This window comes from Mesorhizobium sp. CA13, assembly GCF_020165235.1.
Lineage (GTDB): Bacteria > Pseudomonadota > Alphaproteobacteria > Rhizobiales > Rhizobiaceae > Mesorhizobium.
Genome location: NZ_JAIUHS010000001.1, coordinates 568,528 through 581,519 on the forward strand (window position 1 = coordinate 568,528; position 12,992 = coordinate 581,519).

Annotated in this window: 11 protein-coding genes; 6 read left to right on the forward strand and 5 right to left on the reverse strand. The window is 64.4% G+C overall.

What is annotated here, in order from left to right:
- Positions 1-45: 45 nt before the first annotated feature.
- Both LB566_RS02915 and LB566_RS02920 read right to left on the reverse strand, forming a co-directional pair.
- Entirely contained in the window at positions 46-1,140 is a 1,095-nt protein-coding gene (locus LB566_RS02915) for an ABC transporter ATP-binding protein (RefSeq protein WP_140553935.1), read from the reverse strand.
- 157 nt (positions 1,141-1,297) lie between these two features.
- Positions 1,298-2,194 (reverse strand): LysR substrate-binding domain-containing protein, encoded by an 897-nt coding sequence (locus tag LB566_RS02920; RefSeq protein WP_140553936.1) that lies wholly within the window; start codon positions 2,192-2,194, stop codon positions 1,298-1,300.
- A gap of 74 nt (positions 2,195-2,268) precedes the next feature.
- Here LB566_RS02920 and LB566_RS02925 point away from each other — a divergent pair, with 74 nt between their 5' ends.
- From LB566_RS02925 to LB566_RS02950, 6 genes are all read left to right on the forward strand, one after another.
- Positions 2,269-3,858 (forward strand): amidohydrolase, encoded by a 1,590-nt coding sequence (locus LB566_RS02925; RefSeq protein ID WP_224622988.1) that lies wholly within the window; start codon positions 2,269-2,271, stop codon positions 3,856-3,858.
- 24 nt (positions 3,859-3,882) lie between these two features.
- Positions 3,883-4,815, forward strand: coding sequence for a dimethylarginine dimethylaminohydrolase family protein (locus tag LB566_RS02930; protein WP_140553939.1), 933 nt, complete (start codon positions 3,883-3,885; stop codon positions 4,813-4,815).
- 206 nt (positions 4,816-5,021) lie between these two features.
- Positions 5,022-7,175 carry a transglycosylase domain-containing protein gene (locus LB566_RS02935; RefSeq protein WP_224622990.1) on the forward strand — a complete coding sequence of 718 codons (2,154 nt, stop codon included), beginning with the start codon at positions 5,022-5,024 and terminating at the stop codon, positions 7,173-7,175.
- A 133-nt stretch (positions 7,176-7,308) separates the two neighbouring features.
- Complete coding sequence (locus LB566_RS02940; RefSeq protein ID WP_140553942.1) at positions 7,309-7,893, forward strand: DUF1214 domain-containing protein; 585 nt, start codon at positions 7,309-7,311, stop codon at positions 7,891-7,893.
- Positions 7,886-8,455: a DUF1254 domain-containing protein gene (locus tag LB566_RS02945; protein WP_224622992.1), complete on the forward strand. Its 570-nt coding sequence runs from the start codon at positions 7,886-7,888 to the stop codon at positions 8,453-8,455. Before LB566_RS02940 ends, LB566_RS02945 begins: the two co-directional genes overlap by 8 nt.
- Before the next feature lie 423 nt (positions 8,456-8,878).
- A complete protein-coding gene (locus tag LB566_RS02950; protein WP_224622994.1) occupies positions 8,879-9,910 on the forward strand; it encodes a hypothetical protein in 1,032 nt (343 codons plus the stop codon).
- On the opposite strand, the gene LB566_RS02955 is transcribed toward LB566_RS02950, so the two are convergent.
- The 3 genes from LB566_RS02955 to LB566_RS02965 all read right to left on the reverse strand — a co-directional run bounded on the left by LB566_RS02955 (position 9,888) and on the right by LB566_RS02965 (position 12,791).
- The gene (locus LB566_RS02955; protein WP_224622996.1) at positions 9,888-10,235 is read right to left on the reverse strand and encodes a DUF1491 family protein; all 348 of its coding nucleotides are present in this window, start codon (positions 10,233-10,235) and stop codon (positions 9,888-9,890) included. The genes LB566_RS02950 and LB566_RS02955 overlap by 23 nt on opposite strands.
- Before the next feature lie 71 nt (positions 10,236-10,306).
- Complete coding sequence (locus LB566_RS02960) at positions 10,307-11,071, reverse strand: peptidoglycan-binding protein (protein WP_224622998.1); 765 nt, start codon at positions 11,069-11,071, stop codon at positions 10,307-10,309.
- Entirely contained in the window at positions 11,046-12,791 is a 1,746-nt protein-coding gene (locus LB566_RS02965) for a PAS domain-containing sensor histidine kinase (protein WP_224623000.1), read from the reverse strand. Before LB566_RS02965 ends, LB566_RS02960 begins: the two co-directional genes overlap by 26 nt.
- Positions 12,792-12,992 lie beyond the last annotated feature (201 nt).

The window sequence follows — 12,992 nt, forward strand, 5'->3', positions numbered from 1 at the left end:
ATCGAATCCGGAATCCGGTGCGGCGAATTCAGGCCGCGCCGGTGCTCATTGTCCTCCGTCCGGAAGGAGGAAGCCCTTTTCCGCCGGCCAGGTCAGCCAGACGGAGTTGCCCTTGCTAAGTGCCGCGGCCGCGACCTCGTTCGGCACCGAAACGGTCACTTTCGCACCTTGGCGTGTCGTAAGGTCGAGTTTGGTCGCCGCGCCCAGATAGGTCGAACCGACCGCGGTGGCGGCAATGCCGTTCTCGCCTGCCGCCGCCTCGCGCGCTATCGACATATGTTCCGGCCGGATCGCCAGGATGGCGTTGCCGTCCACCGCTTCGGCGTTGCCGCGCAGCTTGATTGCCCGGTCTTCGCAGAGCGCGGTCGCGCCATGATCGGCGGCGCGCACGCCCTTCAGCGGCAGCATGTTGATCTCGCCCAGGAACTCGGCGACGAAGCGGTTGGCGGGCCGGTCATAGACCTCGTCAGGCGCTCCGACCTGCAACAATTTGCCATGGTTGAAGATGGCGACGCGCGACGAGAGCGCCAGTGCCTCGCTCTGGTCGTGGGTGACGAAGACGAAGGTGGTGCCGGTCTCCTGGTGCAGGCGCTTCATCTCGGCCTGCATCTGGCCGCGCAGGCTCTTGTCCAGCGCCGAGAACGGCTCGTCGAGCAAAAGCACGCCCGGCTCGAACACCAGCGCGCGGGCCAGCGCCACGCGTTGCTGCTGGCCGCCGGAGAGCTGCGCCGGCAGCTTCTTCTCGTGGCCGAGCAGACCGACGCGCTCGATCATCTCGCCGACGCTACGCTTGATCTCGGCGGCCGATTTCTTGCGCACCTTGAGCGGAAAGGCGATGTTTTGCTCGACGCTCATATGCGGGAAGAGCGCATAGCCCTGGAAGACCATGCCGGCGGCGCGCTGCTCGGCCGGCCGGTCGGTAATATCGACGCCGTCGCTGAACAGGCGGCCCTCGCTGGGCTGCAGGAAGCCGGCCAGGATCATCAGGAAGGTGGTCTTGCCGGAGCCGGAGGGGCCGAGCAGCGTCAAAAACTCGCCGCGGCCGATATTGAGCGTCAGATTGTCCAGCGCACGGAACGAGCCGAAGCTCTTGCCGATCCCGTTCGCCTTGATCTCTGCGGCCCGGCCGGGTTGCTGCATCCTGCCTCTTCCTTGGTGGCTGGGGAAATCGTAGGCAGCGCGAAGGCTCACCGCAACCGAATAGTTTTCGCCTGATCGGCAAATTTGATTCATCTATAATGAATGTCGGCGACGCTGGAACCGCCGATTTCACCCCTCGTGGGAAGATCGGCTGATTTCAATATGTCCGCAGCCTGTTCTCCGATAGTTTCGACCGCAACCATCCCCCAAATGCCTCCAGTACCGGATGCCCCGCCTTGGCGTGCTCGGAAACGAGGAAATAGGAACGCGGCGACGGGATCGAGGTCTCGAACGGCTTGACCAGCCGGCCTTCGCTCAGCGCCCGGCGGCTGGTCAGCTCGTCGCCCATGGCGATGCCCTGGCCGGCGATCGCCGCTGAGAAAACGAGGTTCATGTCGGAAAAGAAGATGCCGCCCTCGGTGTCGGGGTTCTCGACCTTGGCCAGCGCCAGCCAGCGCGCCCAGTCCTCCGTATCGCCGAGGTGCAGCAGGTTGGCGCGCAGGACGTCGGCCGGCTTGGAAAAGCCGCCGACCTTGTTGAGCAGCGTCGGGCTGCAGAGCGGCGTGAACGAGATCTCGCACAGCAATTCCACCACGCGGTTCGGCCAGTTGCCGACGCCGAAGGCAATGAAGGCGTCGGCGTCCGGATTGCTGACGTCGTCGAGCCGCCGGGGCGTCAGTATGCTCAGCGCCACATCCGGATACATCTGCCGGAACTCGCCGATATGGGTGCACAAGAACAGCGAGGCAAAGCCTGGCGTGCATGAGACTGCGAAAGAGCCGCCGACGCCGGTGCCGGCGTTTTGCGCCACCGCGTCGCCGAGCACGGTCAGCGCCTTGCGCACGTCCGCGGCATAGCGCTGGCCGCGCGGCGTCAGCGCCACGCCCTTGCCGATGCGCTCCAGCAGATCGAAGCCGAGGTCGCGTTCGAGCAAGCGCAATTGATGGCTGACCGCGCTGCGGGTGAGGTGCAATTCGTCGGCGGCGCGCCAGACGCTGCCATGACGGGCGAAACTGTCGAGGGCGCGCAGCGCCTGCGTCGATGGAATTCTCAAGAGGTGAACCGAATTTGCACGAACCGGGAAAACATATCACTTTTTGGCGAGCCGCTTCACTGCTTTCTTTGGGTATGGAGAAACCGGTGACGACATCGGCGCAAGAAACCGCTCTTGCCTGCCTCGACGGCATCCAGCCGCTGTTGTCGGCCTGGACGCGTACCATCTTCGACTTCGGCGAGACCGCCTGGCGCGAGTACCAGTCGGCAGATTGGTATGTCGATCGGCTGAAGCGCGAGGGGTTTTCGGTCGAGGAGGGCTCCGCGGGCATGCCGACGGCCTTCTGCGCCCACTGGACCAATGGGGACGGTCCGACCATCGGCATGTATGCCGAATACGACGCCGTGCCCGGCAACTGTCAGGACGCCGCCACGGTGAAGCGGCCCCGCCCGGGGCTCGGCATCGAGGCCGGCGGCCATACCGATCCACATTCGGGCCTGGGCATGGCCAGCCTGGGCGGTCTGCTTGCCACCAAGGCCGCCATGCAGCGCCACGGCATTGCAGGCACGCTGCGCTTCACCGGCGAGCCGGCGGAGAAGGTGCGCGGCTCGAAACCGATCCATGCAGCCAAAGGTTACTATGACGGCCTTGCCGGCATGATCTCCTTCCATCCCTTCTATATGCTGCCGCTCTGCAACACGGCGCGCTGGGACACCCATTGCGGCGCGGCCTACGCGATGATCTATCGCTTCATCTGCGACGAGCCGCAGAATTGGGCACGCGCCGCGGGCGACGGCGCCCCGATCCCGCAGGCGCATTCGGCGGTTCGCGCGCCCGGCGCCAACGACGCGCTGATGACGATGTATATGGCATCCAAGGCGCTGCGCGATTCCATGCTGCCGCACCAGGGCGGCTGGTCGATCAGCGAGGCGATCCTGACGGCGGGCCAGGCCACTGCCGACAATCTGCCGGCGGGTCTTGCCGAGATCCAGTACATGATCCGCGTTCCGACGCTTCGCATGGCCGAGCAGGTCACTGCGGTGCTCGACCGCAACGCCTCGGCCGCCGCCGCGATCAGCGGCTGCCGCTACGAACGGCACTGGATTTCGAAGTCGCGGCCGGGGCTGGCCAATCATGCCATGGCCGGAATCGCCTATGAGGCGTTGGCGAGCGTCGGCCCACCCCGATGGGATGAGGCGGCGAAGACAATCGCCCGCGAGATCCAGGTCAATGCCGGTGGGGTGGCGAGCGAAAATCCATTCATCGACGAGCTGGAGCGTTTGATTGCGCCGCAGGAGGCGGAGGCGATCCTGCGCCGCGATCTGCCGCCATCGCAGGTGAACTCGACCTCGGACGACTACACCGACATGAGCTGGCACGCGCCGACGGCGCGTTTCTATGTCGCCCGCCCTGCCCTGCGTTCGGCAAACGGTCATGTTTTTCCAGCCTGGGCGATGAATGCGCTGGGCGGCATCCCGGCCACTATCGACCCGATGGTCACCTGCGCGGCGAAGACCATCGCGCTATCGGCCCTTCGCCTGCTGGAAGACAAGGCCGCGCGCGGCATGGCGATGGACGAGTTCGTCGCCCGGACCGGCGGCGGCATTGGCGGTTCGACCTGGATCGCGCCGCTCTGCGACTACGATCCGCCCATCAACTTCCGCTGGCCGGAATATGTCACCACGCCGCGCGGCCGCGACTGGTGGATACCAAGCAAGCAATGACCGCAAACGCCCGAGGAGAACCGAATGACCGTTCATGACCGCATCATCGCCGAGCCGTTTTCGCTGCAGCGCCGCAACCCGGCCGGCGGCACCAAGCCGCTGACATCATGGGGTTTCGCCAACGAGACCGACGTCTTGACCGACGTGCTGCTCGGCTCGCCCAATTTCCTGCGCCATCTCTCGACCAGCTCGCTGTCGCGCAAGCACCTGCGCGAGGCGCCCTGCAACATCCAGATCGCGCAGGCACAACACAAGGATCTGGTCGCGGCCTACGAGCATTTCGGCGTCAACATCCACTGGCACGAGCCGACGCCGGAGCTGCCGATGCAGGTCTACTCCCGCGATTCCAGCGTGATGACGCCCTACGGCGCCATCATCACCGCCATGGCCAACTGGTGGCGGCGCGGCGAGAATTATGCCGCCATCCGAACCTATGAAAAACTCGGCATCCCGATCTACGACATGGTCACCGCAGGCACCTTCGAGGGCGGCGATTTCAACGTCATCGAGGACGGCGTGGTGCTGATCGGCTGCGGCGGCGCCCGCACGCAGGAAGAAGGCGCTCGCCAAGTGCAGGCCTGGTTCGAAAAAGAGGGTTGGGAAACACGCATCGCCTTCATCGACGAGTACTATGTCCATATCGACCTGATGGTGGTGCCGATCGCAGAAAAGCTCACCGCCGTCTGCCTCGCCTGCACCGAGCCGGGGATCGTCGACTGGCTGAAGGGCAAAGGGCACGAGATCATCGACGTGCCGTTCCAGGACACGATGGCGCTCGGTTGCAACTTCATGTCGCTGGGCAAGGACAGGGTGATCGCGCCGACATCCAGCCAGACGCTGATCGGTCAACTCAAGGCGCGCGGCTTCGAAGTGGCGGCCGTCGACATGAGCGAGATCTCCAAGACCGGCGGCGGCATCCACTGCATGGCGCAGGCGCTGAAGCGCGAGGCGGCCTGAGTCCGGAAGGGCAACCCCCACCTTCGCCCGCCTGATCAGCGTCAGGCAGGTGAATGGCGGTTTGCAACCGCCCCCATCAACAAACCCTGCAGGTGTGTCCTCGCCACCCTTGTGGGCGTCCGCAAATGGATGAATAGTCAGGGCGGCGTCGCCCTGAAACTGCCCGCTTGGTTTTCAGGCCGTGCCATAGCCGTCCGGGTTTTTGAATGGTCAGTCCTGAACCGCCTAAGAGAAGAGGTCCGATCGCCGCCCGGCTGCTGGCGCTCGATGCATGGATCGATTCCTCTCTCTACGAGATCGGGTTCAAGGCGCGCCAGTTCTGGGAGGGCGCGACGATTTTCTCGCGGCGCTTCCGCGTCAACGGCTGGCGCCGTGGCATCGTCGAGCTGTTGAGCGAAGGTTTCACGCTTGGCGCCGGCGGCATCGTCGTCATGCTGGCGCTGGCTATTCCCGCCTTCCAGGACACGGCCGGCGACTGGCGCGCCCAGGGCGACTTCGCCGTTACCTTCCTCGACCGTTATGGCAACGAGATCGGCCAGCGCGGCATCATCCAGCGCGATTCCGTGCCGGTCGATGAAATGCCGGACCACGTCATCAAGGCGGTGCTTGCCACCGAGGACCGGCGTTTCTTCGACCATTATGGCATCGACGTTCTCGGCCTGTCGCGCGCAATCTTCGAAAATGTGCGTGCAAACTCCGTCGTCCAGGGCGGGTCCAGCATCACGCAGCAGCTGGCCAAGAACCTGTTCCTGACCAATGAGCGCACCTTCGAGCGCAAGATCAAGGAAGCCTTCCTGTCGCTGTGGCTCGAAGCCAATCTGTCGAAGAAGGAAATCTTGCAGCTCTATCTCGACCGCGCCTATATGGGCGGCGGCACGTTCGGCATCGAGGCGGCCGCGGACTTCTATTTCGGCAAGAGCGTCAAGGACCTCAATCTCGCCGAGGCGGCAATGCTTGCAGGCCTGTTCAAGGCCCCGACCAAATACGCGCCGCACATCAACCTGCCGGCCGCGCGTGCGCGCGCCAATGTGGTGCTGTCCAATCTCGTCGATTCCGGCTTCATGACCGAGGGCCAGGTGCTTCAGGCAAGGCTGCATCCGGCCGATGTCGTCGATCGCGGCGAACAGAAGAGCCCCGATTATTTCCTCGACTGGGCCTTCGACGAGGTCAAGAAGATCGCCAAGCCCGGCCAGCACTCGCTGGTGGCGCACACCACCTTCGACGCCAACATCCAGAAGGCGGCAGAAGAGTCGGTGGAGTTTCACCTGCGCCAGTTCGGCAAGGAGTACAACGTCACCGAAGGCGCCGTGGTGGTCATCGAGACCAACGGCGCGGTGCGCGCGATCGTCGGCGGCCGCGACTATGGCGCCAGCCAATTCAACCGCGCCACCAAGGCGCTGCGCCAGACCGGCTCCTCCTTCAAGCCCTATGTCTATGCAACGGCTATGGAGCACGGCTTTACGCCGAATTCGATCGTATCAGGCGGGCCGATCAGCTGGGGCAACTGGTCGCCGCACAATTACGGCGGCGAGTCGGCGGGCAAAGTTCCGCTGATCGTGGCCATGGCCAAGTCGATCAACACCGTGCCCGTGCGGCTTGCCAAGGACTATCTCGGCATCGGGCCGATCAAGGCGATGGCGGAATCGTTCGGCGTGGAATCGCCGCTCGAAGCGCACAAGACCATGGTGCTCGGCACCTCGGGCATGACCGTGATGGACCAGGCGACGGGCTACAGCGTGTTCGCGCAGAACGGCTTCGTCGGCTCCAGGCATGGCATCACGCAGCTCGTCACCCGCACCGGCGAGGTGGTCTACGATTTCGCCAAGGATGCGCCGCCGCCGCATCGCGTGCTGTCCGAGCAGGCGCTGAAATCGATGAACACCATGCTTGTCGCGGTACCGGCGATGGGTACCGCCAGGCGCGCGCAGATACCCAACATCGTCGTCGCCGGCAAGACCGGCACGACGCAATCCTACCGCGATGCCTGGTTCGTCGGCTTCACCGGCAACTACACCGCGGCCGTCTGGCTGGGCAATGACGATTTCACGCCGACCAAGAACATGACAGGCGGCTCGCTGCCGGCGATGGTGTGGCAGCGGCTCATGGTCTATGCGCATCAGAACATCGACCTCAAGCCTATCCCCGGTATCGACAAGCCCTTCGTCGACGAGGAGATCGCGGCCAAGGCCGCGGAAGCGCAGAAGAAGAGCGAGGAACAGGCAGCGGCCGATGCCGCCGCCGAACGGCCGCCGGTGCTGTCCAGCCGCACGACGCAGACGCTCAGGGACATGACCCACCTGTTCGAAACGGCGCGCAGGCTCGGCACGTCGGCTCCGCCCGAAACGCTGTCGGCGCTGTGATCGCGGCGCCTTTTCCCTTCTGTCTTCGCGAAGAAGCAAAAGCCGCACCTTCCGAATCCGCGTCCTGCGGCTTGCCACACGACCCCGCGCCGCGATATCCCCGAGCGGCAATTCTTCATGCGCCCGGCCTTTCATGCTCAAGAACGCCTTCCTGACGCTGCTTTCGCTTGCCATAGCCATTGGCGGCGGCGGCGCCAGCGTCTGGTATGCGCTGAACATGCAGGATGGCGTCGGGGCGATCAGGATCGGCCAGTGGACCGCCTTTCCCGATATCGGCACACCCACAGCCGACCCCTATTCCAAGGCCCGCGTGGCGCGCGAGGGCGTGCTCGCGCTCGGCCGCGCCGAAGGGCTGTCCTTTGTCGCCGAGGACGACGCAGCTGGCGGAGAGCTCAGGCGCGAATGCACCTACACGATCGAAGGCGGATTTCCGACCGCCCGGTTCTGGACCCTCTATGCCGCCGACCAATCGCTCAGCGTGGTCGAGACCGGCAAATCGCGGCTTGCCGCGCTTCAATCCTATGGCGTGCTGCGCCAATCCGACAATTCGGTGCTCATTTCCGTCGGCCATCACCCGATGCCTGGCAATTGGCTGCTGACCGACGGTTCCGGCAGGATGTATTTCGTTTTGACATTCTACGACACGCCGATCGCCAGCAGCACCGGTCTGTCGGATGTTTCGCTGCCCAAGATCACCAAGGTGGGCTGCGATGCGTAGTGTCTACGCCGCGATGCGCAGACTTGTGCATGCCGTCCTTCTCGGCCTCGTCGGCGCCGGCATCGTGCATATCGTCGTGCTGCTTCTGGTGCCTGAATTCTCGGAACGCGATGCCTGGTCGCGGCTGTCGTTGGCGTCGGATCTCTACCGGATGACCCGGCTCGATGCCGAGGCGGGCGGCGCACCGGTGGTGAAATCGGTCGACCCGCTGTTTTATGCGACGGCTTGCCGGTTCGATCTGGATGAGGGAATGGTGAGGATCAGGGCGCCGGGCAATGTGCCCTTCTGGTCGGTGTCGGTCTATGACCGCAACGGCCACAACATCTATTCATTCAACGACCACACGGCGACCGGGGGCAAGCTGGATGCCGTGGTGCTGACGCCGGCGCAGATGATCGACATGCGCAGGGACCTTCCCGAGGAGCTTCAGGGAGCGATCTTCGTCGAAGCGCCGATCGACGAGGGCATATTCGTCATCCGCAGCTTCGTGCCGGACGACAGCTGGAAGTCGATCGTCTCGCGCTTTCTGGAGCAGAGTTCGTGCGAGCTGCAGGACTTTTAGACCCGCGGCCCGGACAATCCGCATCAGTTCAGTGATGCGGCACTGGCGTGCGTGGCGATCCCGGTTTGTCAGGGCCGGCTGGCCGCGCTTCCGCCGCGGCGGACCGCTCATAGCGGATGCCGGGAAAGATGATCACCGCCGCCGGTATTTCGGCGGTTTGCTTTGCTCGATTGGTCGGTGCCGTTCTCGGCACGAAAGACAGTACCATGCCCATGGTTCGCGTATTCCTCTCGGTTGCCCCGGAGCACAACGCAACGCCTCCAAATATCATTAAGGCCGGCAGAGGGTTAACGGAGCGCTAACGGATCCCGGCTAAATTGATCTTTGTTCTAAGGTCAGGACATCCTGACCGAGGCAATCGCGAAACCGACACGTTCCGGTCGAGCATGGTCAAGCGTGTATAGAGTATCGGGCGTATCCCTCGTGTCATCTTCGGACTTCAGGCAAATCGCGGTAGGGACGGAATCGGGAAAGGCCGAAAGGCTGTTCCGCGCAGCGGTGTCTGCGTTCTGCTCGCTTACGCGGCCGTCCCGCCGTGAAATCGGCCAACTGGAAGATCTGACGCTGCCGCTGTTCGACAACGTCTCCGTCGAATCGCGCCGCTACGTGGCGGCGGCTCTCTCTGAATGCGAATACGCTCCTGCCGGGCTGGTGCGACGCCTGTGCGAGGAGCCGGTGGACATCGCCGCCCCCTTGCTCATCCGCTCGCGCGCAGTCGGTGACATCGACCTCATTGCGCTGATCGGCCGGCACGGGCTGCCGCATGCGCGCGCGATCGCGCGCCGCAAGAACCTGAATCCAACCATCGCCGATCTGATCAGGGCGCTGGAAAGGCCTACGCTGGTGCGGGTGCGCGATCCGGAAGCGGAAGCCTCCCCGGCACAAACCGCTCCCTTGAAGGCGCCGGCCGCCGACAGCGCGGCGAAGCAGCAGACGCCGGGCGTTGGTGCCGAAAATGCCCGGCGCAGGCTGCGCTCCATGATGCGGACCGGCGAGGAGGCGCAGTCGGCGCAGGTCGGTCCGTTCACCGGAGCCGACACCTATGCCAGATTGCGGGAGACGGCGCTGACCGGAAACGCCGCCTTCTTCCAGACCGCGCTCGCCGATGCGCTCGATATCGATTTCTCAACCGCCAGGTCGCTGACGGCGAACCAGAATTACATGCCACTGCTGGCGGCGCTGCGCTCGCTCGACCTCAGCGAGGACCGGGCATTCCTGATCACGGTTGCCGTCTACTCCCGCGAGTTTCCGAATCCGCAGGCGATCCGCACCTTCCTCGATCGCTACCGGCTCCTGCACCGCGACGCGGCGCTGGACAAGGTGCGGGAATGGAAGGCCGAGACCCCGTCAGATGTGGTTCGCGACGCCGCCCCCGCCAACAGCGCCAGCCGCGAGGCGTCGAACAGCGACGATGCAGCGGCCTTCCCTGGCCTCAGGATATCTTCACGGAAATAAGCTCCTCGACAGGAACAGCGCCGGCCTCGATCTCAACCACCCAGATGTCGGGATCGAATTTCTTCTCGCGTTCCAGCCTGGCGTCCAGCACCAAAGCATCGGCGGCGGTGGCGAGAAGGCTAAAGAAACGGTCGTCGGGCTTGGCCGAATCGTAGCTCGTCTGCGGCGCCGGCCCATAGAGGGCGATTTCACCAAGCCGGCTCCGCGTCAGGACGAACACGGCGCCGGCTTCGGTCGCGCCGCGCTTGACCACGGCGGCAAATCCGCCCGCGCCGAAAACCCGACGCAATAGGGCCGATACCCACAGATCCGTGGTCACGCGCATGAGAAAAGTCCGAACAGCATGCGGACTATCTATCGGTATTTACACCGCTGGGCGACCCGTTATCTGCGCCGTCAGTTGGTCAGGCCGATCTCGCGCATCTTGACATAGACCAGTTCGTCGGGCTCGCCGGTCTGCGGCAGACCGAACAGCGACTGGAATTCCTTGATGGCCGCCTTTGTACGGGCACCGACGACGCCGTCGAGCTGCATGTCGTCATTGCCGAAGGCCTTGAGCCCGGCCTGTATCTTGACAATGCGAGGATCCGGCGCTTGGGAAGCCGTATCGGTCTGAAGCGACACTGGAACCGCCTGCGACACTTCGGGACGCGGTTGCGGTTTCGGCACGGCGGCGGTTTTCGGGGTCGCGCCCAGTTGATCGAGCAGCAGCGCGTCGATCTCGCCGGACGTGTTGAGCCCCACCTTCTGCTGATAGGCCTGGATCGCCTTGCGCGTGTTGGGTCCGGAAATGCCGTCGACCGTGCCGGCGTAGAAATCGAGATCCTTCAATATGCCCTGCACCTGCTCGACCACCGGATCGCCCTTGACCGGCGCCGGCGCGGTACCTGGCCGCACGATATTGAAGGTGGTCTCCGGCTCATCAGCGGCCGCATGCGGAACGCCCTGTATGCTGCGGGTCGCGAAGAAGGCTCCAGTATGCGGAAAAGGCTGGTACCACAGCGCATTCGCCGAAACGTAGAACAGCGTCACCAGGAATGCCGTCGACCCTCCTACCAGGACGGGATTGCGCGAAATCATGCCGCCGATGGCGACGGCCCCGTCCTGGAAGGCGTTGCTGCGGCGCTTGGCCGCCTTAGGCTGTTTTGCGGAGCGCGCCATTTCCGTCCCCTTTCGCCCTCGCCAGCGGCATCGTCAGCACCCCGGCCTTGTCCGCCGGGCGCCCTTTCGGTCCGTTCACCGGCAGGCTGATGGTGACCGTGGTGCCCTCGCCCGGCATGCTTTCGATCGACATGGTGCCTTCGTGCAGCGCCACCAGCCCCTTGACCAGCGACAGGCCAAGGCCGGTCCCCTCGAAACGGCGGGTATAGTCGTTCTGGATCTGCATGAACGGCTTGCCGAGATTGGCGAAATCTTCCTCGGCGATGCCGATGCCGGTGTCCCGGACCCAGAAATGCAGGCGCGAACCGATCCGCTTGGCGCCGACGACGACATCGCCGCCATCGGGCGTGAACTTGATCGAATTGGAGACGAGATTGATGAGGATCTGCTGCACCGCGCGTCGGTCGGCGTTGATTTCGCCGGCGTCCGGCGCGATCTGCGCCTTGAGATCGATGTTCTTGGCCTGCGCCTGCAGCCGCATCATCGATTGGCACATGTCGACGGCTTCCATGAAGCGGAATGGCTCCGGTTCGGTCGCATAGACGCCGGATTCGATCCGCGACACGTCGAGGATGGAGGTTACGACGGCAAGCAGATGCTGGCCGGAATCGTGCACCAGACCGACATATTCCTTCTGCCGCGGATCCTTGAAGGCGCCGAACATCTCGTGCAGCAGCATGTCGGAGAATCCGATGATGGCATTGAGCGGCGTGCGCAGTTCGTGGCTCACCACCGCCAGGAAGCGCCCTTTCGCCACTTCGGCGGCGGCCGCGGCGTCATTGGCGGCACCGAGGTCTTCACGCAAGCGGGCGACCTCGTCGTTCTCGCGCAGCACAAGCGTGAAAACGTCGCCCTGCTCCTGCGCGCGCATCAGTTCGAGCGAAAACGGCCGATAGTTGTCCGCCGGGCCATTGCCATTCTGTCCATTGCCGTCCTGCGGCAGCCTGACGCGTAACTCCAACCTGCGCGACAGCGCCCCGTCGCGCATGTCGGCCAAGGCACTGAGATAGGAGACGCGATCCGACAGATGCACGCGATCGAAAAGCCCGGTTCCGCAAAGCAGTTCCGGGGGCAGTTTCAATAGCGTACGTGCCTTTGCCGAGGCATCGATAACCTCGCCATGGCGGGCGACGCGCAGGACCACCGCGTCGATCATGTCTTCGAGACGATCGCCGGGGTCCCCTACGTCGGCCGCAGCCGCCGCATTGCGAACCGCCGATATACGCGGCACCAGCGTCAGCGCCCAGGCCAATGGCAGCAGCCAGTGCCACGCGGCGATCGGCACCCCGGCGTGCGGGAGGACGGTTGCCGCCACAGGCTGCAACAGAATGGCGACGACGGCGCAAACGGCCCCCCACAGCGCCGCGCGGCGAGAGGCGCTGATCCACCAGGCTTCGAACGGCAGCGCCACGACAAGCATCGCGACTGGAGAGCTCAGCCCGCCGGCAGCGGCAACAAGACCGGCGAGCGCAAGTCCCGCGATCGCCAGCGCCGCCCGGCCGGCCAGATCCATCCTTCCGGTCGCGGCCACCAGCAAGGCGATGAACCAGCAGAGACCAAAGGCCGCGAAGATGGCGGCCACGGTGACGGCTGCGCCCATGCCTGACGTGACGAGCGTGACCGCGGCACCGGCGGCAAAGAACGGAGCGGCCAGCATGGCGCCGATAAAGCGGCGCTGACGCTCGCGGTCGTCCAGCCCAAGAATGGAGGGATGGACCATACGTTCGCAACCGGCCGCCATTGCGCCAGGCAATTCAACGTATCTGGCCTTGATCGGCATCAACTCAACGCACCCGCACTCGTCGTGAACAGCTCTGCTTTTGCAGATCGTTTTGATTGACTCTGAAACTCGCACCCAGCCTTTAAAGAATGGATAAGGCAGGGCCGACCCAAGGCTCGGCCCACGGCGAATATCGGGATG